We start from the raw sequence: 23,979 nt of genomic DNA on the forward strand, positions 1-23,979 counted from the left end.
TTTGGCCGGGGCCTGCGGACAGCTGGCCGCCGAAGGCGGGTAGCTGGAGCGCGGCGGTTTGGCCGGGGCCTGCGGACAGCTGGCCGCCGAAGGGTGAACCCGGGCGGCGCGCCTCACGTCTATCAGGCATAACACCAGCAAACGAGGTGACGCCATGATTGTTCGGTTCTTGACCCCGCTCAGGCTGTTGGCCGCGGCCCTTTTCGGCTCCGCTCTGATATTCGGACTCACCGACGCACCGCGCTCGGCGGCCGCCGACGACCGCCTGCAATTCACCGGGACGACCCTGAGCGGTGCGCCGTTCAACGGCGCCAGCCTGCAGGGCAGGCCCGCGGTGCTGTGGTTCTGGACGCCGTGGTGCCCGTTCTGCAACGCCGAGGCCCCGGGCGTGAGCCAGGTCGCGGCCGCCAACCCCGGCGTCACCTTCGTAGGCGTCGCGGCCCACTCGGACGTCGCGGCGATGCAGAACTTCGTCGCCAAGTACAACCTGAACTTCACCAACCTCAACGACACCGATGGCGCGATCTGGGCTCGCTACAACGTCCCTTGGCAGCCTGCCTACGTGTTCTACCGCGCGGACGGCAGCTCGACGTTCGTGAACAACCCGACTTCGGCGATGCCACAGCAGGAGTTGTCTGACCGGGTTGCCGCGCTGAGGTCCTGATGGATCAGGGTCTCGTCGGCCTGGCCTTCGCCGCCGGGCTGGTGGCGGCCCTGAACCCGTGTGGGTTTGCCATGCTGCCCGCGTACCTCCTGCTGGTGGTGCGGGGCCAGCGGAAGGGGTTGGCCGCGGCCGGACGGGCGCTGGCGGCCACCGCAGGCATGGCGCTCGGCTTCCTGACGGTGTTCGGCTCGTTCGGCGTGCTGACGGTGTCGGCCGCGAGCACCGTGCAGCGGTACGTGCCGTACGCCACGGTGATCGTCGGCGTGATTCTCGTAGCGCTCGGCGGTTGGCTGCTGTCCGGCCGGGGGCTGTCGGCGCTCACCCCGCGGCCGGTGGGCCCGCGGTGGGCGCCCACGGTTCGGCTCGGCTCCATGTACTCCTACGGCGTCAGCTACGCGATCGCCTCGCTCTCCTGCACCGTCGGACCGTTTCTGGCGGTCACCGCGGCGGGCCTGCGGGGCGGATCGATCGTCACGGCCGTAGCGATCTACCTCGCCTACATCGGCGGCCTGACGCTGGTCGTCGGCGTCCTCGCGGTGGCCGCGGCCACCGCGAGCTCGGCGATGGTCGACCACCTGCGGCGCATCCTGCCGATCGTCGACCGAATCAGCGGCGCGCTGCTGGTGCTGGTCGGTGTGTACGTCTGCTACTACGGCGCTTACGAGGTGCGCCTGTTGGGCGCCAACGCGGACCCGCGGGATGCGGTTATCACGGCCGCCGGGCGCGTTCAGGGGGCGTTGGCCGGCTGGGTGCATCAACACGGGGTTTGGCCGTGGGCGGTGGCCGCGCTCGCGCTGACGGCCCTCGTGGTCGGCGGCGCCCGGTATCGCCGGGCGAAACGTTAGGGCGGCGACTACCTGATCCAGCCGCGCCGGCGGCCCCACAGGTCGCGGACGAGGACGACGAGCACCAACGCGGCGAAGCCGATCAGGAACCAGTTCTCGACGTGGCCCACGTGGTTGCCGCGCAGCATCGCCAGCAGGAACCCGAAGATGACCAGGCCGGTGATGTGCCAGGTGCGGTGATTGATCCGGCTCCAGCCCCACGCCGCCGAAGGCACCTCAACGGTGTCGACGCCGGTGAACTGTTCCACCTCGGTACTGGCCACGGTGAGTCCCTTTCGTGATCGGCTGGTAGGGAGATTCTGGCACACCCGTCGCTGGACCGAGCAGGCACAATGAGTGGGTGACAATCGCGACGCCCGAGGGCCGCCTGCGCGTGCTGGTGCTGGGCAGCACCGGCTCGATCGGCACCCAGGCGCTGGAGGTGATGGCGGCCAATCCGGACCGCTTCGAGGTGGTCGGCCTGGCCGCGGGCGGCGCGAATCTGGACATTCTGCAGCGGCAGCGCGCCGAAACCGGCGTCACCAACGTCGCCGTCGCCGACGAACGCGCGGCGCAGATCGCCGACGTTCCCTACCGCGGCCCTGAGGCGGTGACCCGCCTGATCCAGGACACCGAGGCCGACGTCGTGCTCAACGCGCTGGTGGGCGCGCTGGGCCTGCGGCCGACGCTGGCGGCGCTGGAATCGGGCGCCCGGCTGGCGCTGGCCAACAAGGAATCCCTGGTGGCAGGTGGGCCGCTGGTCCTCGAGGCGGCGCGTCCGGGTCAGATCGTGCCCGTCGACTCCGAACACTCCGCGCTGGCGCAGTGCCTGCGCGGCGGCGCCCCCGAGGAGGTCGCGAAGCTGGTGCTGACGGCCTCCGGCGGGCCGTTCCGCGGCTGGACCGCCGCCCAGCTCGAGGGCGTCACCCCGGAGCAGGCCGGAGCGCACCCGACGTGGTCGATGGGCCCGATGAACACCCTGAACTCGGCGTCGCTGGTCAACAAAGGCCTCGAACTCATCGAAACGCACCTGCTGTTCGGCATCGCCTACGACCGCATCGAGGTCGTCGTGCACCCCCAATCGATTGTTCATTCGATGGTCACCTTCGTGGACGGGTCGACCATCGCCCAGGCCAGCCCCCCGGACATGAAGCTGCCCATCTCGCTGGCCCTGGGCTGGCCGGCCCGGGTTCCGGGGGCGGCGGCCGCCTGCGACTTCCGCACCGCCTCTAGCTGGGAATTCGAGCCGTTGGACAGCGAAGTTTTCCCCGCCGTCGAGCTGGCCCGGTACGCCGGCCAGACGGGCGGCTGCATGACCGCCGTGTACAACGCGGCCAACGAGGAAGCCGCCGAGGCGTTCCTGCAAGGCCGCATCGGGTTCCCCGCCATCGTCAAAACCATCGCGGACGTGCTGCACGCCGCGGACCAATGGGCGGTTTCACCCGCTAACGTGGATGAGGTACTAGACGCGCAGCGCTGGGCGCGGGAGCGGGCGCAACGCGCCGTCGCACACGCACGGCCCACCGAGGCGTCCGTCAACGCCTCCGGAATGGTGTGAGAAAGGTCCTGCAGCGAAGATGATGTTCGTTATCGGCATTGTGCTGTTCGCCCTCGCCATCCTGATCTCGGTGGCCCTGCACGAGTGCGGCCACATGTGGGTCGCCCGCGCCACCGGCATGAAGGTGCGCCGCTATTTCGTCGGGTTCGGCCCCACGCTGTGGTCGACGCGGCGCGGCGAGACCGAGTACGGCCTCAAGGCCGTGCCGCTGGGCGGCTTCTGCGACATCGCCGGGATGACCTCGGTCGAGGAGCTGGCGCCCGACGAAACCGACCGCGCGATGTTCAAGCAGGACACGTGGAAGCGCGTCGCGGTGCTGTTCGCCGGGCCGGGCATGAACTTCGTCATCTGCCTGGTGCTGATCTACGGCATCGCCCTGATCTGGGGCTTGCCGAACCTGCATCCGCCGACCAGGGCGGTCGTCGGCGAAACCGCTTGTGTCGCACCGGAAGTGGCCCCCGGCAAGATCGCGGACTGCACCGGCCCCGGTCCGGCCGCGCTGGCCGGGATCCGCGCGGGCGACGTCGTGGTCAAGGTCGGCGACACCCAGGTGTCCACCTTCGAGGACATGGCCGCCGCGATCCGCAAGATGCACGGCACCGTCCCGGTCGTCGTCGAGCGTGGCGGCAACACGATCACCACCTACGTCGACGTCACGCCCACCCAGCGCTTCTTGACGAACGGGCCCACCGGGCAGGGCGGTCAGGCGGCGCCGTCGACGGTCGGCGCCATCGGCGTCGCCGCCGTCAAGCTCGCACCCACGCACTACGGGGTGTTCTCCGCCGTGCCGGCGACGTTCGCGTTCACCTGGGACCTGACCGGCGAGGTGGGCAAGGCGCTCGTCACCATCCCCACCAAGGTGGGCGCCCTGGTGCACGCCATCGGCGGTGGACAGCGCGACCCGCAGACCCCGATGAGCGTGGTCGGCGCCAGCATCATCGGCGGCGACACCGTCGACCATGGGCTCTGGGTGGCGTTCTGGTTCTTCCTGGCCCAGCTGAACCTCATCCTGGGCGCGATCAACCTGGTGCCGTTGCTGCCGTTCGACGGCGGCCACATCGCCATCGCGACGTTCGAAAAGATCCGCAACCTCGTCCGGTCGGCGCGCGGCATGGTCGCGGCCGCACCGGTGAACTACCTCAAGCTGATGCCCGCCACCTACGTGGTGCTGGTGTTCGTGGTCGGGTACATGTTGCTGACCGTGACCGCTGATCTGGTCAACCCGATCAGGCTCTTCCAGTAACGAGAGAAGGAAAACAAGTGTCCGTTGGCCTGGGCATGCCGGACGCCCCGGCGCCCACGCTCGCCCCCCGCCGCAAGACGCGCCAACTCATGGTGCGCGATGTCGGCGTCGGCAGCGACCATCCGATTTCGGTGCAGTCCATGTGCACCACCAAGACCCACGACGTCAACACGACGCTGCAGCAGATCGCCGAGCTGACCGCCGCCGGCTGCGACATCGTGCGGGTGGCCTGCCCGCGTCAGGAGGACGCCGACGCGCTCGCCGAGATCGCGCGGCACAGCCAGATCCCGGTGATCGCCGACATCCACTTCCAGCCGAAGTACATCTTCGCCGCCATCGACGCCGGCTGCGCCGCGGTGCGGGTTAACCCCGGCAACATCAAGGAATTCGACGGCCGGGTCGGCGAGGTCGCCAAGGCGGCGGCCGCGGCCGGCATCCCGATCCGCATCGGCGTCAACGCCGGCTCGCTGGACAAGCGGTTCATGGAGAAGTACGGCAAGGCCACCCCCGAGGCGCTGGTCGAATCCGCGCTGTGGGAGGCCTCGCTGTTCGAGGAGCACGGCTTCGGTGACATCAAGATCAGCGTCAAGCACAACGACCCGGTCGTGATGGTCGCCGCCTACGAGCAGCTGGCCGCGCAGTGCGACTACCCGCTGCACCTGGGCGTGACCGAGGCCGGTCCGGCGTTCCAGGGCACCATCAAGTCCGCGGTCGCCTTCGGTGCGCTGCTGTCGCGGGGGATCGGCGACACCATTCGCGTGTCGCTCTCCGCGCCGCCGGTCGAAGAGGTCAAGGTCGGCATCCAGATCCTCGAGTCGCTGAACCTGCGGCCGCGCGGTCTGGAGATCGTGTCCTGCCCGTCCTGCGGGCGCGCCCAGGTCGACGTCTACACCCTGGCCAACGCGGTCACCGCCGGGCTGGACGGCCTCGACGTCCCGCTGCGGGTCGCCGTGATGGGCTGCGTGGTGAACGGCCCCGGCGAGGCGCGCGAGGCCGACCTGGGCGTCGCGTCGGGAAATGGCAAGGGACAGATCTTCGTTCGCGGCGAGGTGATCAAGACCGTGCCCGAAGCGCAGATCGTCGAGACGCTCATCGAGGAGGCCATGCGGCTGGCATCGGAGATGGGAACCGATCACGGTCCTGACACAACATCAAGCGGTTCGCCGATCGTGACCGTAAGCTGATGGGGTCCGATTTCCCGGTCCTTTAGTTCGCAGCACAGAGAGTTCGCCAGATGTCGGCTCCGCCCCTCTTCCGCCTTGTCGGCGAGCGACGGGTGTCGGTGGTGCGTGACGCCGCCGCCGTCTGGCGGGTGTTCGACGAGGATCCGGTCGGGTCGTGCATGGTCGCGGCCCGGGTGGCGGATCACGGCATCGACCCCAACTCCATCGGCGGGGAACTGTGGACCCTGCGCGGCGCGGACGAGTCGCTGTGCTTCGCCGGCGCCAACCTGATTCCGTTGCGGGGCACTCCGGCGGACATGGACGCCTTCGCCGACGAGGCGATGAGCGGAGCCCGCCGTTGTTCCTCCCTGGTCGGCCGGGCCGATCTGGTGATGCGGATGTGGGAACGGCTCGAGTCGGCGTGGGGCCCGGCCCGGGACGTGCGCGATCGCCAGCCGTTGCTGGCGCTGTCCCGCCACCCCAACTGCGACATCGACACCGGGGTGCGGCAGGTCCGGCCGGACGAGCTGGACGCCTACCTGGTGGCCGCGGTGGACATGTTCATCGGCGAGGTGGGCGTCGACCCCCGCATCGGCGACGGCGGCCGGGGATACCGGCGCCGGGTGGCCAGCCTCATCGCGGCGGGCCGCGCGTGGGCCCGCTTCGAACAGGGCCAGGTCGTCTTCAAGGCCGAGGTGGGCTCGCAGTCGCCGGGCGTCGGGCAGATCCAGGGCGTATGGGTGCACCCCGAGTGGCGGGGCCTTGGCCTCGGCACCGCAGGGACCGCGACGGTGGCCGCGGTGATCGTCGGCAGCGGGCGCACCGCCAGCCTCTACGTCAACAGCTTCAACACGGTGGCTCGCGCCGCGTACGCCCGGGTCGGCTTCGCCGAGGTGGGCACCTTCGCGACGGTGTTGCTGGACTGACCCGCTTGCCGCCGAACGCCCGGGGTCCCGGGCGCTGGGCGGTCGCCGCGCGAGGGTGCGGCCAGCCGCACACCCGGCACCGAATTCGCGGCTCGCCGCGCACTCGGCGGAACGCCCGCGTTACATCACGGTCCGATCTCGGTGTGTCGACCCCGGTGCCGCAGCCGAGCTTCATAACATCTGTACCAATGGTCACAAAAACCCCACTGGTAATCGTGGCGGCCGGGTTGCTCCTCGCGGCCGTCGCGACGTCCGGGTGCACCCCGCGACCCGACGGCCCCGGCCCGGCGGCCGAAAAGTTCTTCGCCGCCCTGGCGATCGGCGACACCGCCACGGCCGCCCAACTCAGCGACAACCCCAACGAGGCCCGCGAAGCGCTCAACGCCGCGTGGGCGGGGCTGCAGGCGAGCCACCTCGACACGCAGATCCTCAACGCCAAGTACGCCGAGGACACCGGCACGGTCGGCTACCGCTTCACCTGGCACCTGCCCAAGAACCGGACCTGGACCTATGACGGCCAGCTGAAGATGGCGCGCGACGAAGGCCGCTGGGAGGTCCGGTGGACCACCACCGGCCTGCACCCCAAACTTGGCGAGCACCAGACGTTCGCCTTGCGCGCCGACGCGCCGCGGCGCGCCTCGGTCAACGAGCTCGGCGGCACCGACGTGCTGGTGCCCGGCTACCTGTACCACTACACGCTGGACGCCACCCAGGCCGGATCCGGAGCCGCCCTGATCGGCACGGCGCACGCGATCGTGGACGTCCTGCGCCCGTTCAACGGCACGCTGGCCGACCCGCAGTTGCTCGCCGAGCAGGCCAGCTCGGCGACTCAGCCGGTGGACCTGGTGACGTTGCACCCCGACGACAACGACAAGGTCTTCCCGGCCATCGGCCGGCTGCCCGGCGTCGTCGTCACGCCTCAGCCCGAGATCCTGCCCACCGACCCGCATTTCGCCCCGGCGGTCATGGCCGAGGTGAAGAAGGCCGTGGTCGACCAGCTCGACGGCGAGGCGGGCTGGCGGGTGGTCAGCGTCAACCAGAACGGCGTCGAAGTCGAGGTGCTGCACGAGGTGGCGGGTTCGCCGGCGCCGTCGATCTCGATCACGCTGGACCGGGTGGTGCAGAACGCCGCGCAGCGCGCGGTGGACACCCGCGGCGGCAAGGCGATGATGGTCGTGATCAAGCCGTCGACCGGGGAGATCCTGGCGATCGCGCAGAACGGCGGGGCCGACGCCGACGGCCTGGTGGCCACCACCGGCCTGTTCCCACCGGGTTCGACGTTCAAGATGGTCACCGCTGGCGCCGCCGTCGACCGCGACATGGCCACCCCCAACACCATGCTGGGCTGCCCGGGCCACCTCGACATCGGGCACCGCACCATCCCCAACTACGGCGGCTTCGACCTCGGCGTGGTGCCGATGTCGCGGGCGTTCGCCAGTTCCTGCAACACCACCTTCGCCGAGCTCAGCAGCAAGATGCCGCCCCGGGGCCTGACGCAGGCGGCCAGCCGGTACGGCATCGGGCTGGACTATCAGGTGGACGGCATCACTACGGTGACCGGGTCGGTGCCCCCGACAGTCGACCTCGCCGAGCGCACCGAAGACGGTTTCGGCCAGGGCAAGGTGCTGGCCAGCCCGTTCGGCATGGCCCTCGTGGCGGCCACCGTCGCGGCAGGCAAGACGCCGACGCCGCAGCTCATCGCGGGCCGACCGACCGCGGTGCAGGGCGACACCACCCCGATCAGCCCGAAGATGGTGGACGCCCTGCGGCCGATGATGCGGCTGGTGGTGACCAATGGCACCGCGAAGGAGATCGCCGGCTGCGGGGCCGTCTACGGGAAGACCGGTGAGGCCGAATTCCCGGGCGGATCGCACTCCTGGTTCGCCGGGTACCGCGGCGACCTGGCGTTCGCGTCGCTGATCGTCGGGGGCGGCAGCTCGGAATACGCGGTCCGGATGACGAAGGTGATGTTCGAGTCGCTGCCGCCCGACTTCCTGGCCTAGCGCCCAGCCCGGTAGCCCCTGCTGGGCGAGGGTGCGCAGAATGCCGCCCGCAGCGGCGTGTCGTCGTACAAACACGCACGCTCGCGACGGTCCCGGGGGCGGTAAATTGCGAACATGACGGATCCCGGCGGCGATATGGTGGCATTGCGGGTCTCCGACGCCGACCGCAACGGCACCATGCGGCGACTGCACAACGCCGTCGCGCTCGGGCTGATCGACATCGACGAGTTCGAGCAGCGCTCGTCCCAGGTGTCGTATGCCCGGACCCGGGGCGAGCTGGACGGGCTGGTCGGCGACCTGCCCGGGCCGGGCGCCATCGTCACCTCCGCCGCCGACCGGGTGGAGCTGCGCGGCTGGGCCGGCTCGCTGAAACGCCACGGCGAGTGGACGGTGCCCACCCGCCTGGCCCTCGTCCGCCGGCTGGGCTCGATCGAACTCGACCTCACCAAGGCGCGGTTCGCGGGCCCGGTGGTGGTGATCGAACTCGACATGAGGGGCGGCTCGGTGGACATCCGGCTGCCCGACGGGGCGAGCGCGTCGATCGACGACGTCCAGGTCTATGTGGGCAGCGCCCGCGACCGCCGCAGGGACGCCCCCGGCGAGGGAAGGCCGCATGTGATCCTGACCGGGCGGGTGGTGTGCGGCTCGGTGACCATCCGGGGACCGCGGCGTTCGCTGATCCGCGGCCGGCTGGACGGTTTGCGTCGCGCATGACTCGGCCCGGGAGGTTGGCGTGTCGCCGCCCTCGGTGCGCGCCTCGACGCCGAGGATGCACACGCAACGGCGCCGACGCACCCGCACCGACGGCGCCGCGGAGTGAGCGTCGCTAAGCTGGCCCCATGCCTGCTCGCACCGCGCTTTCCCCGGGAGAGTTGTCCCCGACTCTGCCGGTGCCCGTCCGCATCCCGCGCCCGGAGTACGCCTGGAAATCCAGCGTGCGCGAGGGCAGCGAGCCGTGGGTGCAGACGCCGGAGGTGATCGAGAAGATGCGCGTCGCCGGCAGGATCGCGGCCGGCGCGCTGCAGGAGGCGGGCAAGGCCGTGGCGCCAGGGGTGACGACCGACGAACTGGACCGGATCGCCCACGAGTACATGATCGACCACGGCGCCTATCCATCGACCCTGGGCTACAAGGGCTTCCCGAAGTCGTGCTGCACGTCGCTCAACGAGGTCATCTGCCACGGCATCCCCGACTCGACGGTGATCGCCGACGGGGACATCGTCAACATCGACGTCACGGCCTACATCGACGGGGTGCACGGCGACACCAACGCGACGTTCCTCGCCGGCGACGTGTCCGAGGAGCACCGGCTGCTCGTGGAGCGCACCCGGGAGGCGACGATGCGCGCGATCAATGCCGTCAAGCCGGGACGGGCGCTCTCGGTCGTCGGCCGCGTCATCGAGGCCTACGCGAATCGGTTCGGCTACAACGTGGTTCGCGACTTCACCGGCCACGGCATCGGCACCACGTTTCACAACGGCCTGGTGGTGCTGCACTACGACCAGCCGTCGGTGGCGACGATCATGCAGCCTGGCATGACGTTCACCATCGAACCGATGATCAACCTCGGAAGCCTGGACTACGAGATCTGGGACGACGGCTGGACCGTGGTCACCAAGGACCGCAAGTGGACCGCGCAGTTCGAGCACACCCTCCTGGTGACCGACACCGGCGTCGAAATCCTCACCTCCGTTTGAGGAAGCCGTGAACCCTTGAACGGGGCGCTGCTGGTCGCCGGCACCAGCTCCGACGCCGGGAAATCGGTGGTGGCGGCGGGCCTGTGCCGGTTGCTGGCACGCCGCGGCGTTCGGGTGGCGCCGTTCAAGGCGCAGAACATGTCCAACAACTCCGTGGTCACCGTCGAAGGTGGCGAGATCGGCCGGGCGCAGGCGCTGCAGGCGCGGGCGGCGGGGCTGGAGCCCAGCGTGCGGTTCAATCCCATCCTGCTCAAACCGGGCAGCGATCGGACGTCGCAGCTGGTGATCCGGGGCCAGGTCGCCGATTCGGTCACGGCGGCAAGCTATGTGAAGCATCGCGACCGCCTCGCGGGGATCGTCGCAGACGAATTGTCCGCCCTGCGTGCCGAGTTCGACGCCGTCATCTGCGAAGGCGCCGGCTCGCCGGCCGAAATCAATTTGCGCGCCACGGATCTGGCCAACATGGGCCTGGCCAGGGCGGCGGACCTGCCGGTGATCCTGGTCGGTGACATCGACCGCGGCGGGCTGCTGGCCCACCTCTTCGGGACGGTCGCCGTGCTCGATCCCGACGACCAGGCGCTGATCGCGGGCTTCGTGGTCAACAAGTTCCGCGGTGACCCCGCTCTGCTGGAACCCGGGCTGCGCCAGCTGCGGGCGATGACCGGGCGCCCGACCTACGGGGTGTTGCCGTACACCGACGAGCTCTGGCTGGACGCCGAGGACTCCTTATCGGTGGTCGCGCACCGCGTCGTCGGCAGCCCCGCGCCGCCGCGCGGGCGCGAGTGGCTGCGGGTGGCCGCGATCCGGCTGCCCCGGATCTCCAACTCCACCGACGTCGAGGCGCTGGCCTGCGAACCGGGAGTCATGGTGCGCTGGACTACCGATCCCGCCGACCTGGCCGACACCGACCTGATCGTGCTGCCCGGGAGCAAATCCACCGTCGCCGATTTGGCCTGGCTGCGCGAGCTCGGGCTGGCCGACGCGGTCACCGCGCACGCCGCGACCGGCAAGCCGGTGCTGGGCATCTGCGGGGGCTTCCAAATGCTGTGCCGGCGCATCGACGACACCGTGGAATCGGGGGCGGGCGAGGTCGCCGGTCTGGGCTTGTTGAACGCGGACATCGTCTTCGGCGAGCCCAAGGTTCTGCGTCGCTGGCCGCCGCCGCTCGCCGGCTACGAAATCCACCACGGCCGCGTCTCGCGTTGCGCCGAGGAGAGCTGGTTCGGCGCGGAGGGCGGGCGCGACTGCGAACCACACGGCCTCGCGCGGGGCGCGGTCTTCGGCACCCACTGGCACGGGCTGCTCGACAACGACGACTTCCGACGCGCGTGGCTTACCCGCGTCGCGGCCGCGGCGGGCCGTGGCGGGTTCGTCGTCGCCCACACCGACGTCTCCGCGCGACGCGACGCTCAGCTGGACACAATCGCCGATTTGCTGGCCGCCCATCTCGACGTCGACGCGGTTCTGGGCCTGCTCGACGATGTGCCGCCACGACGACCGCATATCGCAACTCGGTTGCGGCCGTAGGGCGTTCACGCGCATGTGCGCACACGGCAATCGAATTTACGGCGACGCAAAACCCGTTGGGCGCGCACGGAATTCGACAAATCCTCGCGCGCGCAGGCCGATCCGCTGTAGCGTGCGTGAATGCCCTCCATGATGACCACGCTCGACGGGTTCCCCGTCCCGGTAGCGGTGGCTGGTCCCGAGCAGGGCGTCGTGGTGGCCATCCTGGGGGACGAGGAACGAGTTCCCGCCGCGTATGACGCGGTCTGCGAGCGTCTGCACACGGCATCGCTTCGGACCGTCGTCATCGGCCTCGACCCGCGCCTGACCCCCAAATCGGTGATCGGCATCCTCGACGCACTGGGAATCGGCTGGGCCGTCGTGGTGGGCGACCGCGCCGGCGGCGACCTGGCCTGGGAATTGGCGGCGACGAAGCTGGGCCGGTTCGTCGGACTGGTCGTTATCGACCGTGGGCACCCGCGGGCCGCCGACCGCGACGGCGTGGTTCGCGACGACCACTGCCCGCCGGTGGAGATCGGCACCACCGTGCTGGTCAGCTCCCCGGCGGCGCGCGCGGTGGCCCGCGCCAGCCAGCAGTACGTCTACGCGGAATACCGTGTGGTGCACCTGGGGCGGCGCACGGTGCAGGAGTCGACGGCACAGTTGGCCGCCGAGATCGTGTTGCGCACCAGTACCTGGTAGCCACCCCTTCACGCCGAAGATCCACTCGCACAAGCGCTTTGCCCGGTCCTCCGCGCGCGGGCGGCGCCGGTCGGTGCGGGGCGGTACCGTGTCGAACGGAGCCCGGAGCGCCCGCGCTGAGCGGTCGCTCGACATGAAATCGGGGAAAGGACGCTCGGTTGTGAACGCCCGTGGGCGCCCGGTGGTGGGCCTGACCTCATACCTGGAGCGGGTCCGGACCGGCATCTGGGAGATGCCCGCGGGCTACCTGCCGGCTGATTACTTCCAGGGCGTCGTCATGGCCGGCGGGGCCGCGGTGTTGCTGCCACCCCAACCGGCGGAACCGCAGACAGTCGGCTCGGTCTTGGACGGCCTGCACGCGCTCGTGATCACCGGGGGCTACGACTTGGACCCCGCCGGGTACGGCCAGCGCCCGCATCCGAGCACCGATCGGCCGCGCGTGGACCGCGACGCCTGGGAGTTCGCGTTGCTGCGCGGCGCGTTGGACCGGGGTTTGCCGGTGCTGGGCATCTGTCGTGGCGCGCAGGTGCTCAACGTGGCGCTCGGCGGCACCCTGCATCAACACCTGCCCGACGTGCTCGGACACGACGGGCACCGGGCGGGCAACGGGGTGTTCACCAAATTGCCGGTGCGCACGGTCGCGGGCAGCCGGCTGGCCGCCCTGGTGGGGGAGTCCACCACCGCGCAGTGCTATCACCACCAGGCGATCGACCAAGTCGGCGAGGGTCTCGTGGTCAGCGCCTGGGACCCCGACGGTGTGGTCGAGGCGCTGGAGCTGCCCGGGGACAGCTTTGTCCTTGCGGTGCAATGGCATCCGGAACAGTCCCTGGACGACATGCGCCTCTTCGCCGCGATCGTGGACGCCGCGCGGTCGTATGCGACGCGCGCGAGCTGAGCGCGGCTAAGCGACCGTTCCCCGGCAGACCGCCAGCGGCGCCGTGGCCGCCGCCCACGCCTGTGGTACCGACAACCCGCCGACCGGCGTCGCGCGGCCGACCGCCACGGTGATCGTCGCGTCGGCCGCCGCACGCCGATTGGGCAGCAGGCATTGCAGGGCCGCCGCCTTGTTGAGCGAATTCAGGTGGGCGATCGCGACCCCCGACGGCGCCGTCAGGGAGCTCAGTTTCGACAGGGGAGAGGTCACCGACGCGAGGGAGACGTCGAACGTGGCCAGCGGGGACGAGGACAGCGTCCGCAGCGCGCCGGGTGCGGCGGAGATCAGCTGCCGGCCCGTGGCGACGACCTCCGGCGCCGACTCCAGCGCCCACGTGCCTTGGGCCGGGCCGCCGGGCGGCAAGGTGAACGGGGTGATGGCCGCGGCATCGGCCGCGGCCTCGGCGTAGGCGTACATGGCCGCGGTGTCCTGGGCCCACATCCGTTCGTATTCGGCCTCGGTGTCGGCGATCGCGGGACCGGCCAGCCCCAGGGGGTTCGCCAGGATCAGCGACCTGCGCAGCACGCGGTTGGCGCCGATCGTCGGCGGCGGCACCGTCGCCGCCAGCGCCGTCTCGTGCGCGCTCGCGGCCGCGGCGGCCTGGGTGGCCGTCTGCTCGGCCCGTATCGCCGTGGCGTCGAGCCATTCGACGTAGGGGAACGCGCCTCCCGGCGCGGGTGCTGGCCCATCCCAGTCGGCCACCAGCTTCGCGGTCACCGCCCGGTAATCCGCGACCGCGGTGTGCAGCCGAACGGCCAGCCGGGCCCAGGCGGCCGCGGCTTCGGTCATCGGCCCCGAGCCGGGGCCGTCATGGAGTTGGCCGGAAACGATTTCCGGCGGAAGCGAGGTGAAGTTCATTGCTATCTCTGCCTAACGACGGCGCTCTAAGCCCGGAAATTGGACTCTTCTGTTGGGACGTAGGCACGGGGGTTACAGGCCTACTTCAACGGCGGCAGTGCAACGACGGCGGCTGCCGCGGCTTGTCGAGCGCTCAGCAACGAGCGACACAGAGCTGCGTCAACAGATCCCGGTGAAGTGGTGGTGCCGCGGGAGCACGCGACGGCGGGCGCGGTAGCCGAAACACCGCGGCCGCGAACGAGGCCGGTAACGGCGACCCCACCGACGGTGGTGACGAGCGGGCCCACGTCGGCGGCCGATCCCGCGTCATCCATGCGTTCTTGGTGGTGCTGTGATGCATCGGCGCTGAGCCGGTTGAAAAGTGTTGTGCCGCAAGGCTTATGTCGCCCGCACGCCCGAGTGCCTGGCCGACCCCGGGGCGCACGGCTTCGTGGGACACACCCGGGTGCGGCGACCCGACGCCGGCGACCGCGGCCCCGCGCGATGCCCAGCCCGAGGTCACGGCGCAGAACACGCAAAGCGCCGCAACGATGGCGATGGCTGACCGCCATCGCCGGTCTCTAGGTGCGCCTCCGACTGCCACAGTGGCCCGAATTTACAACACGAGGCTTGGCGGCCAAGGCGTGCGAGCTGTGAAAACGATCAAAGTCCGGTGTGGGTTTCACGATCGCCCGACCTTTGCGGCGCCGGGGTGATATTGGCCACTGGCCCATCGGGCAATCGCGGTGCCGCGCTCGGCGGGCGGCTGACGGTGGCAGCGACTAGCGGTCGGCGGCAGGGGATTTGAAGGCGATGAGCGGGATGGCTATCTCGGCGGGTGTCGCCGCGCCGTGAAATCCTATGAGGCGGGCCGATTCCGGCGGCTCGTGGCCCGTTGCCAGCACGGCGGCATCGCCGGTGCAGACGGCGACGACATCGCCGATTCGTGCCAGGTGGGCCGGGTTGACCGGGCCGAACATCCCGGCGGCCACGGCCTGCTCGCGGCTGTAGATGTCCGCCCTGCCGTCGAGTACTGCGCTCCAGGCCGCCTGCACGTCCGCCGCCGCCCCGGGCTCGGTGTGCAGGTAACGCACCCGCGGCTCGCCGGCGACCACGCGGATCCCCGCGCCCAGCCGTGGGTCGGTGTCGAGGTCGACCCGGGCGCCGGGTGGAACGTTGAATCCGCCGTGGTCGGCGGTCACCAGTAGCGCCGCGGTCGGGGGGAGCGCGTCGACCAGCCGGGTCAGCAGCGTGTCGACCTGGACGGCCGCGTCGTGCCATTGGGACGATCCGACGCCGAAGGCATGCGCGGCGGTGTCCAGGGCGGCGGTGTAGCCGTAGACCAGGCCGGGTCCCGCACACAGCTCGTCGACGACCCGCTGCGCGTTGTCGTCGCCCGGCTGGATGGGGCGGAATTCGGCGCCCCGGTACGCCGCGTCGGTCAGCCCGCTACCCATGAACGCGGCCGGCAACACAGCCCGCGCGCTGATGCCGGCCCGGTTGAGCCGCCCGAACCAGGTCGGTAACGGCTGCCACTCGGTGTGCGGTGGGTCGTCGCGCCACAGGATGTGGTTGATCACGCGATCCGAGCCGGGGACGTTGAGCGTGAAGCCCAGGATCCCATGCTCGCCCGGTTGCGCCCCGGTGCCCATCGACACCAGGCTGGTCGGGGTGGTCGACGGAAAGGTGCAGGTCAGCTCCGTGAGGCGGCCCAGCTGGCCCGCCGCCACGGCGGCGAGCAGCGGCGCGCTGCCGGCCAGCTCGCCGAGCAGGTGCCAGCCCAGCCCGTCGACCAGCACGACCGCGACGCGATCGATCTGTTCGGAGCCGGCCCAATCGGACAGGCCCAGCTTGTCGACGGCGCCCGGCGCGCCGAGCAGCGCGGCGGCGGCGGGCAGCACGTCGCAGAGGGAACCGGGCACCGGGCCAGTCTGGCACGAAATTAGACGTGCGCCAGTCGCCGGCTTGTCACGCGCAGCTGCCGATCGGTCGCGTCGGCGAGGGAACGGGCCTGCCGCGGGGAGAGCCGGCCGCACAGCCGCCCCCAGTGCAGCGCGACCTCGTCACCGGGGGCCACGTCGGGCACGGCGCTGTAGCCGTCCGCCCAGACGTCGAAGGTCCGGGGCGACGGTTCGGACAGCGCGAGCGCCTCACCGTCGAGCACCAGTTGCCGGCACCGCACCTGGATCCGGTCGTGGTCGCGGCTGAGCACGGTCCCCCAGGTGATGCGGCAGTTGTCGAGCACGTTGAGCGGATGCTCGTCCATGCCCCGGCCCAGAAACCGCGTCCACGGGTACACGCCGAACACGTGAAAGCTGTGATTGGCGGCGGCCTCGCCCGCGAGGTCCGGTGTCAGGTGTGACCAGTAGCGGCCCGCCTGCGGGCCGATGATCGCGAGCAACGCGTCAAAGAAGCCCTGCGGGTCCAGGTCGGCCCCGACGCCGCCGCCCAGCCAGTACGACTCGACGAGCCGGTGGTCCAGCGGGTCGGCGATCCCGGTCAGCGCCGACAGCACCCGCAGGTATGGCCATGCCCCGGAGAACCTGGCCGCCGCCCGGCGCACCTCGTCCTCGGAACCGTCGCGCAGGGTGGCGCCCAGCGGGGGGCCGCAATAGCCCAGCGCGTTGGGCGCGTGGGCGTAGCGGGCGAACATCTCCACGCCGCTTTGCGAACCGCCGGCGTCCCGGGTCAAGCGCGCCCCACCAGCTTGACGGCGTCACGGTGCATCCGGCCGAAGTTGTAGTAGGCCGCGCAGGCCCCCTCGGGGGACACCATGCACGTGCCGATCGGGGTCTCCGGGGTGCACGCGGTCCCGAACACCTTGCATTCCCACGGCTTCAGCACGCCCTTGAGCACCTCGCCGCACTGGCATGCCTTGGGGTCGGCGACCCGCACGCCCGGCATCGAGAATCGCAACTCGGCGTCGAATTCCGCGAAGTCGTCGTGCAGCCGCAGCGCGCTCTGGGAGATGAAGCCCAGCCCGCGCCATTCGAAGTGGGGACGGAGCGCAAAAACCTTGCCCATCAACGCCAAAGCGGCCGGGTTGCCGCGTTCGGGCACCACGCGTGTGTACTGGTTCTCCACCTCGCAGCGGCCCTCGCGGATCTGGGTCAGCAGCATCGCGACCGCGGCCAGGATGTCCAGTGGCTCAAAACCGGCCACTACCAGGGGCTTTCGGTACACCTCGGGAACGAATCGGTAGGGCCGGTTGCCCACCACCGTCGACACGTGCCCGGGGCCGATGAACCCCGACAGTCGCAGGTCCGGCGATTCCAGGATGGCCTTGATCGGCGGGACGATCATCACGTGGTTGCAGAACACGCTGAAATTGGTCAGCCCCTGTTCGCGCGCCCGTACCAGGGTCACGGCCGTCGACGGCGCGGTCGTCTCGAAACCGATGGCGAAGAACACCACATGCTTGTCCGGGTTGTCGAGCGCGATCTTCAGCGCGTCCAGCGGCGAGTAGACGAACCGCACGTCGGCACCGCGCGCCTTGGCGTCCAGCAGGCTGCCGTTGGAGCCGGGGACGCGCATCATGTCGCCGAAGCAGGTGAAGATCACGTCGGGCTGGCCGGCCAGCCACATCGCGTCGTCGATGCGGCCCATCGGGATCACGCAGACCGGGCACCCGGGGCCATGCACGAGTTCGACGTTCTCGGGCAGCAGGTGCTCGATGCCATGCCGGTAGATGGTGTGCGTGTGACCGCCGCACACCTCCATGAACTTGAACTGCGCACCGTCGGTGCCGGCAAGTCGCCCGATGGCGCCCAGCAGCTTTCGCGCCGCGGCCGGGTCGCGGAACTCGTCAACGAATTTCATGACGGTCCTTCCTTCTCAGACGATCGACGACGAGTCGAAGGCTTGAATCTCGGTGTCGTAGGCGTCGCCGAGTTTCTGGACGGCCGCGAGGGTGAGCAATGCCTCGGTCTCGTCGATTTTGGCCATCGCGAACCCGACGTGGACCAGTACCCAGTCGTCGGGCTCGGGCATGTCGTCCTCCAGCAGCCGCACGCTGATGGTGCGCTGCACCCCGCTCACGTCCACCTTGGCCAAATAGTTTGCGGGATCGGTGATCTCGACGATCCGACCCGGAATGCCCAGGCACATCTTTTGTACTCCTCTCTGGTGGCGACCCGCTGCGCCCGGCTCCGCCGCGCTTGCGATCGCCACGCTCTCAACAGATCCGCGGCAGGGGATCTCCGACGAGCATGTCGACGATTCGCGTGCCGCCGAATCCGGTTCGCAGCACCACGCTTTCGGCTGGCTCGGCGACGATTTCGCCGACCTCGGCCGCGCCGGTGCCCAGCGGGTGCGACCGCAGCGCGGCCAGCCCGGCGTCCGCCTCCTGCGGCGCCACGACGGCGATGAACTTGCCCTCGTTGGCGACGTACAGCGGGTCGATACCGAGCAGCTCGCAGGCGCCGTTCACCATGGGCGCCACCGGAAGCCGCTCCTCTTCGAGCAGCACGCCGAGGCCGCAGGCCTGGGCCAGTTCGTTGCACACGGTGCCCACCCCGCCCCGCGTCGCGTCGCGCATCCACCGGGTGGACGGCGCGGCCGCCATCAGCAGCTCCACCAGGGGGCTGACCGACGCGGTGTCGGAGGCGATGTCGGCCTCGATGGCCAGGTCGCCGCGCGCGAGCATGACCGCCATGCCGTGGTCGCCCATCGACCCCGACAGCAGCAGCTTGTCACCGGGCCGCACCGCCGCCGCAGACAGCGCGCGCCCCGCGGGAATGACACCGGCCCCGGCGGTGGTGACGAACACCCCGTCGGCGGCGCCCTTCGGCACCACCTTGGTGTCGCCGGTGACGATTCGCACGCCCGCCGTGGCGGCCGCCGCCGCCATGTCGGCGACGATCTCCTTCAACTCGGCGATGGGAAAACCCTCTTCGAGCACGAACGCCGCCGAGATCCACGACGGCACGGCGCCGGCCATCGCGAGGTCGTTGCAGGTGCCGTGCACGGCGAGCGCGCCGATGGAGCCGCCGGGAAAGCGCCTGGGCTGCACCACGAACGAGTCCGTGGACATCGCCACGCGCTCGCCGCCGGGCAGGGTCAGGACCGCGCTGTCACCGAGTGACTCCAGCAGCGGGTTGCGAAACGCCTCCATGAACACGGCGTCCACCAGCGCCGCGGAGGCCTTGCCGCCCGCGCCGTGCGCGAGCGTCACGTGGTCGTCGAGGAGGCGGGGGCGGCGCCTGCGGAACGATTCGATCCGCTCGATCACCTCGCCCTCGGCGAAGCGTGGCCCCGACGAAAGGTATTCACCCGCCGACTTGTTCATGCCGCCCCCAGACCGTGCTCGCCGCGGAGATGTTGATGCACGCTCAGCCACAGCTGGTAGCCCAGCAGCGCCTGCGATTCCTGGATCCGGTGCACGCTTTGCGAACGGACGATGAAGCAGGCGTCCACATCCGGGTTGTTCGCGAAGGCGCCGCCGTCGTAGCCGGCGAATCCGATGGTGTACAGGCCGCGCTGACGCGCTTCGGCCAGCGCGGCGAGCAGGTTGGGCGAGCCGCCGCTGGTCGACATGGCGATCGCGATGTCACCGGCGGTCGCGCGGGCGATCAACTGCCGGGCGAACACCAACTCGAATCCGACGTCGTTGCCCAGCGCGGTCAGGATGGCCTGGTCGGTGGTCAGCGGCCACGCGGGTAACGGCTTGCCGACCGGGGGCCGGGCGAACAGCCTTGCCAGCGTGGTGGAATCGGTGCAGCTGCCGCCGTTGCCGAAGGTGAACATCCGCCCGCCCGCGGTGAAACGGCGCGCCAGCTCGGCGGCCGCCTGACCGAGCAGTGCGGCGTTGGCCTCCAGCGTCGATCGCCGCAGTGCCAGGCTCTCGGCGGCCTTGGCCTGCGCCGACGCGGCCAGGTCGGCCAGCAGGGAGGCGGGATCGTCTTCCTGGGCGTCGATGAACGGGTACAGGAAGTTGGTGGGTTCGTCCGCGGGACTCATCGGCCCTCCTCGTCTTCCAGTCTGCCGATCGCCATGCCCGCGTGCACGAGGATCAGCTCGCCGGCTTCGACCGGCTCGATCAGCGTGGTCACCACGGTCTCCACGCCCCGCGCGGTGCGCACGACGGCGTGCCCGTCGGCCGACGCGGTCACCGCCTCGCCGGGGCGTCCCTCGTCGCTGCACGTGACGCAAACCGACTCGGAGTGTTCGGGTTTGAGCAGGCCGGGGTGTTCGAAACATACGTGGGTCAGCTCCCACAGCAGGTGGTAGAACAGCACGAAGCCACCGGTCGCGGGCACGCGCGGGTCGGGGTCGTCGAGCCACAGCACGTGGTCGGCCATCCCCGCAGGGGGCCGTTCGCCGCTGCCGATCCAGATCGTCGTGGCCCCCCACGCGGGTGCGCGCCGCATCACGGAGCGGACCTGCGCCTCGTCGGCGCCGGCAACCGCGACCACGATGTCGCCGGGGCGTACCGAGACCCGCACCAGGTCCACGAGGTCGGGCCCGGTCAACGCCACCGCGGGCAGCGCTCTTTTGCCCATGATGACCGGGTGGACGAATTCGACCGCGATGTGCAGCGCGTGCGGTTCCCACGACGGCGCGATGGACCACATGGTGGCGCCGGCGGCGAAGCGCCTGGCCAGCGTGAAGGCGGTGGCGGCGAGGTCTTCGGCCAACTCGGCGCCCAGCCCGCGATCGATGGCCGTGGTGGTCATGGGTCAGCCCTCCTCCTGCGCGGTCAGCATGGCGATCGCGGCCTGGCCCAGGGCGAGTCCGCCGTCGTTCGGCGGCACGGCGTGGTGGGTCAGCACCTCGAACCCGGCCAGCCGCAACCGTTCTCGACATGCTCTCAGCAACAACACGTTCTGGAACACCCCGCCGGTAAGCCCCACCAGCCGGGTGGTGCCGGCCACCTGGGCGACCGCCTCGGCGACGGCGACCGCGACGGCCCGGTGAAACGCCGCGGCCAGCGGCGCGGGTCGCGCGCCGGCGCCGAGCGCGGACACCAACGCCCGCACCAGGGGGGCGGGGTCGATCACCCCGTCGGCGCGCACGGTGAGCGGCAGCGGCGGCCCGTCCTGCGCGTCCGCCGATTCCGCCAGTGCCTCCAGCTCGATGGCGGCCTGGCCTTCGTAGTCGATGCGGTGCCGCACCCCGAGCAGCGAGGCGACCGCGTCGAAGAGGCGGCCCATGCTCGAACAGGGCACGCATCCGGTTCCCGTCTCCAATTGTGAACGGGTGATGCGTAATTCGTCTCGATTCGCGGCGGCGACGGGCGCCAGGTCGGGGGTCCAGCCGATGCCGGCGGACCACAATTGGGACAGCGCCATCCGCCATGGGTTGCGCACCGCGGTGTCACCGCCGGGCAGCGGGACCGGCAGCAGGTGGCCCGCCCGGACGAATCGGTGGCTGTCGGTGCCGAGCCGCAGAATTTCGCCGCCCCAGATGGTCTCGTCGCATCCGTAGCCGGTGCCGTCGAAGGAGACGCCGATGACGGGTTCGCCGAGGCGTCGGTGCTCGGCCAGCAGCGACACGACGTGCGCGTGGTGGTGCTGAACGAGGTCCAGCGGTCGGACGTCCGCGCGACGCTCAGCCCAGCTTCGGGTGTGGTACCCGGGATGCAGATCGGCGGCCAACCGCGCCGGCTCGCCGCGTATTTCGCTGAGCTGGGTCACCGCCCGCTCGAACGCGCGCAGCGTCTCCCAGGTGCCCATGTCGCCGATGTGCCCGGATAGGTACGCCCGCGGGCCGTCGGTGAGGCAGAACGTGTTCTTCAATTCCCCGCCGACGGCCAGCACGGGCGGGCCGGGGATATTCAGGTCGACCGGCAGCGGCGCGTAGCCACGGGAGCGGCGGATCGGCAGTTCGCGACCGTCGACCACACGGACCACCGAGTCGTCGCACGGGACATGGATCGGGCGGTCGTGGTCCAGGGTCGCATCGCAGAGCGCCGGAAGGCGCTGTGCCGCATCGTCGTCGGTGAAGCAGATGGGTTCGTCGGAGCGGTTGGCGCTGGTGAGCACGAGTGCGTCGGGCACCGGCGCGGGGGCGCCCGGGACGGGTGCGAGGAGCAGGTGATGCAGGGGGGAGTACGGCAGCATCAGGCCGAGCAATGGGCTACCGGGGGCGACCCCGTCGGCGACCGGGGCGTCCGGCCGGCGCTTGAGCAACACGATCGGGCGGGCGGGGCCGAGCAGCACCGCCGCCTCGGTGTCATCGACGTGGGCGTAGCGGCGCGCGACGTCAAGGTCGCGAACCATCACGGCAAAAGGCTTGGCGCCGCGAGCTTTTCGTATGCGCAGCGCGGCGACCGCCGTGTCGTCGGCGGCGGCGCAGGCCAGGTGGTAGCCGCCGATGCCCTTGATGGCGACCACGGCGCCCGAGGCCAGCGCGCGTTGGCCGGCCGCCAGCGCGGCGTCCGCCCCTTCGACGGGCCCCGCCGCCGACCGGAACCGCAGGGACGGCCCGCAATCGGGGCAGGCGATGGGCTGCGCGTGGAACCGGCGATCCGCCGGGTCGTGGTATTCGGCGGCGCAGCGTTCACACATGGCGAACCCCGCCATGGTGGTGGCCGGCCGGTCGTAGGGCAACTCGCGGATGATGGTGAATCGCGGTCCGCAGTTGGTGCAGGTGACGAACGGGTGGCGGTAGCGCCGGTCGCGCGGGTCGAACAACTCGGCTACGCAGTCCTCACACACCGCGACGTCGGGCGGAATCGGAGTCGTTCCACCGGGGGCGGCCCGGCTGGCCACGATCCGGAACCCCCGCCCGCAGCCGGCATCGGCGGCAACCTCGCGGACCGTAACGTCGCTGATTCGGGCCAGCGGCGGCGCCTCTGCGCGCAGGCGCCGGCCGAATTCGGCCAGGCGTGCCCGCTCGCCCTGCACCTCGACGAAGACGGCGCCGGAATCGTTCCCGACGAAACCGGACAAGCCGAGCTCGGTCGCGATGCGGTGGACGAAAGGCCGGAAGCCAACCCCCTGCACGACACCGGTCACGGTGAAGCGCTGCCGAATGTCGTCGTGCCGCAGCAGCAGGGGGGACGCGGTCATTTCAGCCGTCCTCCGGAAGGTCGAACGGATCGGTGCGGCCCCTGCCCATCAGCTCGAGGCCGGCCATCGCCTGCTCGGCGCCCTCGCGGTCCGTCTTCTCGACGGCGAAGCCCATGTGGATGATTATCCAGTCGCCGGGCGCGAACGTCTCTTCCGGCAGCATGCCGACGTTGACCTTGCGCTGTTCGCCGGTGACGTCGACCAGCGCGAGCTGGCCCTCGTAGCCGTCCAGCATCCGGATAACTTGGCCGGGGATCCCCAAACACATGGCTCAGCGGTCCTCTCGGCCGGCGGCAACCGGGTGTGACTGCAGCGCCGCGACGATCTCCTCGACGGCGCGCGCGGCGCGGGGAACCGCCCTGGCCACCGGTTCGGTGAGGCCGATGCCTTCCTCGACGCTGCCCGCCTCGCACCCGACGACGACCGTGTACGGGGGACTGCCGCCGAGCGCCCGCAGGCTGGCGAACACCGCGGCCGGATCCATGCTGTGACCGTCGAAACCGGTTGTGGCCGAATCCGATTCATGGTCGGCCTGGAAGACGTGCAACGTGCCCGGGTTGCCGCGGCTGGGCACGGCGTCGACGAGGACGAGCGTGTCCCAGTCCTCGAGCAGGTCGTAGGCCAGGTGCATGCCACTGATGCCGTAGTCGGTGACGCGGACACTCGGATCGTCCCGGGAGATCTCGGCGGTGCGGATCACTTCGGACCCGAAGCCGTCGTCGCCCAGGAAGATGTTGCCGATGCCGGCTACCAGGATGCGCGCTGTCATTCCCCGGGCCGGTTACATCCGCCTGAGCTTGAGGTACCGGCGAGCATCGGGCAGGGATACCACCCCAAGCACCAATCCGGCCGCGAGCACCAAAGCGATGATCGCGACGAATATCCAACCGAGGATCTCCATCTGAAAACTC

Annotated in this window: 24 protein-coding genes; 12 read left to right on the forward strand and 12 right to left on the reverse strand. The window is 70.5% G+C overall.

Annotated features, from left to right (window positions below; translation table 11 throughout):
• Positions 1-154 precede the first annotated feature (154 nt).
• On the forward strand, positions 155-664 hold the full coding sequence (locus A5691_RS24950; RefSeq protein ID WP_068016411.1) for a protein disulfide oxidoreductase: 510 nt from the start codon (positions 155-157) through the stop codon (positions 662-664).
• The gene (locus tag A5691_RS24955; RefSeq protein ID WP_067748723.1) at positions 664-1,509 is read left to right on the forward strand and encodes a cytochrome c biogenesis CcdA family protein; all 846 of its coding nucleotides are present in this window, start codon (positions 664-666) and stop codon (positions 1,507-1,509) included. Before A5691_RS24950 ends, A5691_RS24955 begins: the two co-directional genes overlap by 1 nt.
• An 8-nt stretch (positions 1,510-1,517) precedes the next feature.
• On the opposite strand, the gene A5691_RS24960 is transcribed toward A5691_RS24955, so the two are convergent.
• A complete protein-coding gene (locus tag A5691_RS24960; RefSeq protein ID WP_067748720.1) occupies positions 1,518-1,772 on the reverse strand; it encodes a DUF2631 domain-containing protein in 255 nt (84 codons plus the stop codon).
• Positions 1,773-1,849: 77 nt separating this feature from the next.
• Here A5691_RS24960 and dxr point away from each other — a divergent pair, with 77 nt between their 5' ends.
• The 10 genes from dxr (at position 1,850) to A5691_RS25010 (ending at position 13,181) form a co-directional block, all read left to right on the forward strand.
• Positions 1,850-3,046 (forward strand): 1-deoxy-D-xylulose-5-phosphate reductoisomerase, encoded by a 1,197-nt coding sequence (dxr, locus tag A5691_RS24965; RefSeq protein ID WP_067891797.1) that lies wholly within the window; start codon positions 1,850-1,852, stop codon positions 3,044-3,046.
• Positions 3,047-3,065: 19 nt separating this feature from the next.
• Positions 3,066-4,289, forward strand: a complete 1,224-nt coding sequence (locus A5691_RS24970; protein ID WP_067748714.1) for an RIP metalloprotease — start codon at positions 3,066-3,068, stop codon at positions 4,287-4,289.
• 17 nt (positions 4,290-4,306) lie between these two features.
• Complete coding sequence (ispG, locus tag A5691_RS24975; RefSeq protein ID WP_067748711.1) at positions 4,307-5,473, forward strand: flavodoxin-dependent (E)-4-hydroxy-3-methylbut-2-enyl-diphosphate synthase; 1,167 nt, start codon at positions 4,307-4,309, stop codon at positions 5,471-5,473.
• A 50-nt stretch (positions 5,474-5,523) separates the two neighbouring features.
• Positions 5,524-6,378: a GNAT family N-acetyltransferase gene (locus tag A5691_RS24980; protein ID WP_068016408.1), complete on the forward strand. Its 855-nt coding sequence runs from the start codon at positions 5,524-5,526 to the stop codon at positions 6,376-6,378.
• 188 nt (positions 6,379-6,566) lie between these two features.
• On the forward strand, positions 6,567-8,381 hold the full coding sequence (locus A5691_RS24985) for a penicillin-binding transpeptidase domain-containing protein (RefSeq protein ID WP_068016405.1): 1,815 nt from the start codon (positions 6,567-6,569) through the stop codon (positions 8,379-8,381).
• 114 nt (positions 8,382-8,495) lie between these two features.
• Positions 8,496-9,095, forward strand: a complete 600-nt coding sequence (locus tag A5691_RS24990) for a DUF1707 domain-containing protein (RefSeq protein WP_067748699.1) — start codon at positions 8,496-8,498, stop codon at positions 9,093-9,095.
• A gap of 125 nt (positions 9,096-9,220) precedes the next feature.
• Complete coding sequence (gene map, locus A5691_RS24995) at positions 9,221-10,078, forward strand: type I methionyl aminopeptidase (protein ID WP_067748696.1); 858 nt, start codon at positions 9,221-9,223, stop codon at positions 10,076-10,078.
• A gap of 15 nt (positions 10,079-10,093) precedes the next feature.
• Positions 10,094-11,605: a cobyric acid synthase gene (locus tag A5691_RS25000; RefSeq protein WP_068016402.1), complete on the forward strand. Its 1,512-nt coding sequence runs from the start codon at positions 10,094-10,096 to the stop codon at positions 11,603-11,605.
• Between the two features lie 120 nt (positions 11,606-11,725).
• A complete protein-coding gene (locus A5691_RS25005) occupies positions 11,726-12,286 on the forward strand; it encodes an alpha/beta hydrolase (RefSeq protein ID WP_197499190.1) in 561 nt (186 codons plus the stop codon).
• 133 nt (positions 12,287-12,419) lie between these two features.
• Positions 12,420-13,181, forward strand: a complete 762-nt coding sequence (locus A5691_RS25010; protein ID WP_067784591.1) for a gamma-glutamyl-gamma-aminobutyrate hydrolase family protein — start codon at positions 12,420-12,422, stop codon at positions 13,179-13,181.
• A 6-nt stretch (positions 13,182-13,187) separates the two neighbouring features.
• Here A5691_RS25010 and A5691_RS25015 read toward each other — a convergent pair whose 3' ends face one another.
• From A5691_RS25015 to A5691_RS25065, 11 genes are all read right to left on the reverse strand, one after another.
• The gene (locus tag A5691_RS25015; RefSeq protein WP_068016399.1) at positions 13,188-14,078 is read right to left on the reverse strand and encodes a PPE family protein; all 891 of its coding nucleotides are present in this window, start codon (positions 14,076-14,078) and stop codon (positions 13,188-13,190) included.
• Positions 14,079-14,839: 761 nt separating this feature from the next.
• Positions 14,840-15,979, reverse strand: coding sequence for an alkaline phosphatase family protein (locus tag A5691_RS25020; protein WP_067784584.1), 1,140 nt, complete (start codon positions 15,977-15,979; stop codon positions 14,840-14,842).
• Positions 15,980-15,999: 20 nt separating this feature from the next.
• Entirely contained in the window at positions 16,000-16,749 is a 750-nt protein-coding gene (locus A5691_RS25025) for a DUF6390 family protein (protein ID WP_255392550.1), read from the reverse strand.
• A complete protein-coding gene (hypD, locus tag A5691_RS25030; protein WP_067748675.1) occupies positions 16,746-17,876 on the reverse strand; it encodes a hydrogenase formation protein HypD in 1,131 nt (376 codons plus the stop codon). Before hypD ends, A5691_RS25025 begins: the two co-directional genes overlap by 4 nt.
• Before the next feature lie 15 nt (positions 17,877-17,891).
• Positions 17,892-18,164 (reverse strand): HypC/HybG/HupF family hydrogenase formation chaperone, encoded by a 273-nt coding sequence (locus tag A5691_RS25035; RefSeq protein ID WP_067748673.1) that lies wholly within the window; start codon positions 18,162-18,164, stop codon positions 17,892-17,894.
• Positions 18,165-18,231: 67 nt separating this feature from the next.
• Positions 18,232-19,344 (reverse strand): hydrogenase expression/formation protein HypE, encoded by a 1,113-nt coding sequence (gene hypE / locus A5691_RS25040; RefSeq protein WP_067748671.1) that lies wholly within the window; start codon positions 19,342-19,344, stop codon positions 18,232-18,234.
• Positions 19,341-20,015 (reverse strand): SIS domain-containing protein, encoded by a 675-nt coding sequence (locus A5691_RS25045; RefSeq protein ID WP_067748668.1) that lies wholly within the window; start codon positions 20,013-20,015, stop codon positions 19,341-19,343. Before A5691_RS25045 ends, hypE begins: the two co-directional genes overlap by 4 nt.
• Positions 20,012-20,731: a HypC/HybG/HupF family hydrogenase formation chaperone gene (locus A5691_RS25050; protein WP_067748665.1), complete on the reverse strand. Its 720-nt coding sequence runs from the start codon at positions 20,729-20,731 to the stop codon at positions 20,012-20,014. The genes A5691_RS25045 and A5691_RS25050 overlap by 4 nt, the downstream gene beginning before the upstream one ends.
• A gap of 3 nt (positions 20,732-20,734) precedes the next feature.
• Positions 20,735-23,068, reverse strand: a complete 2,334-nt coding sequence (hypF, locus tag A5691_RS25055; RefSeq protein WP_067748663.1) for a carbamoyltransferase HypF — start codon at positions 23,066-23,068, stop codon at positions 20,735-20,737.
• Between the two features lies 1 nt (position 23,069).
• Positions 23,070-23,336 (reverse strand): HypC/HybG/HupF family hydrogenase formation chaperone, encoded by a 267-nt coding sequence (locus A5691_RS25060; RefSeq protein WP_067748661.1) that lies wholly within the window; start codon positions 23,334-23,336, stop codon positions 23,070-23,072.
• Between the two features lie 3 nt (positions 23,337-23,339).
• The gene (locus A5691_RS25065) at positions 23,340-23,837 is read right to left on the reverse strand and encodes a hydrogenase maturation protease (protein ID WP_067748658.1); all 498 of its coding nucleotides are present in this window, start codon (positions 23,835-23,837) and stop codon (positions 23,340-23,342) included.
• Positions 23,838-23,979 lie beyond the last annotated feature (142 nt).

The sequence above is a fragment of the Mycobacterium sp. E183 genome (genome assembly GCF_001667735.1).
GTDB lineage: Bacteria > Actinomycetota > Actinomycetes > Mycobacteriales > Mycobacteriaceae > Mycobacterium.

Coding starts and splice junctions, on each gene's coding strand:
- A5691_RS24950 (WP_068016411.1), top strand. CDS start 155: ATGATTGTTCGGTTCTTGACCCCGCTCAGGCTGTTGGCCGCGGCCCTT.
- A5691_RS24955 (WP_067748723.1), top strand. CDS start 664: ATGGATCAGGGTCTCGTCGGCCTGGCCTTCGCCGCCGGGCTGGTGGCG.
- A5691_RS24970 (WP_067748714.1), top strand. CDS start 3,066: ATGATGTTCGTTATCGGCATTGTGCTGTTCGCCCTCGCCATCCTGATC.
- A5691_RS24980 (WP_068016408.1), top strand. CDS start 5,524: ATGTCGGCTCCGCCCCTCTTCCGCCTTGTCGGCGAGCGACGGGTGTCG.
- A5691_RS24985 (WP_068016405.1), top strand. CDS start 6,567: ATGGTCACAAAAACCCCACTGGTAATCGTGGCGGCCGGGTTGCTCCTC.
- A5691_RS24990 (WP_067748699.1), top strand. CDS start 8,496: ATGACGGATCCCGGCGGCGATATGGTGGCATTGCGGGTCTCCGACGCC.
- map (WP_067748696.1), top strand. CDS start 9,221: ATGCCTGCTCGCACCGCGCTTTCCCCGGGAGAGTTGTCCCCGACTCTG.
- A5691_RS25005 (WP_197499190.1), top strand. CDS start 11,726: ATGCCCTCCATGATGACCACGCTCGACGGGTTCCCCGTCCCGGTAGCG.
- A5691_RS25010 (WP_067784591.1), top strand. CDS start 12,420: ATGAAATCGGGGAAAGGACGCTCGGTTGTGAACGCCCGTGGGCGCCCG.
- A5691_RS25015 (WP_068016399.1), bottom strand. CDS start 14,078: ATGAACTTCACCTCGCTTCCGCCGGAAATCGTTTCCGGCCAACTCCAT.
- hypD (WP_067748675.1), bottom strand. CDS start 17,876: ATGAAATTCGTTGACGAGTTCCGCGACCCGGCCGCGGCGCGAAAGCTG.
- A5691_RS25035 (WP_067748673.1), bottom strand. CDS start 18,164: ATGTGCCTGGGCATTCCGGGTCGGATCGTCGAGATCACCGATCCCGCA.
- hypE (WP_067748671.1), bottom strand. CDS start 19,344: ATGAACAAGTCGGCGGGTGAATACCTTTCGTCGGGGCCACGCTTCGCC.
- A5691_RS25045 (WP_067748668.1), bottom strand. CDS start 20,015: ATGAGTCCCGCGGACGAACCCACCAACTTCCTGTACCCGTTCATCGAC.
- A5691_RS25050 (WP_067748665.1), bottom strand. CDS start 20,731: ATGACCACCACGGCCATCGATCGCGGGCTGGGCGCCGAGTTGGCCGAA.
- hypF (WP_067748663.1), bottom strand. CDS start 23,068: ATGACCGCGTCCCCCCTGCTGCTGCGGCACGACGACATTCGGCAGCGC.
- A5691_RS25060 (WP_067748661.1), bottom strand. CDS start 23,336: ATGTGTTTGGGGATCCCCGGCCAAGTTATCCGGATGCTGGACGGCTAC.
- A5691_RS25065 (WP_067748658.1), bottom strand. CDS start 23,837: ATGACAGCGCGCATCCTGGTAGCCGGCATCGGCAACATCTTCCTGGGC.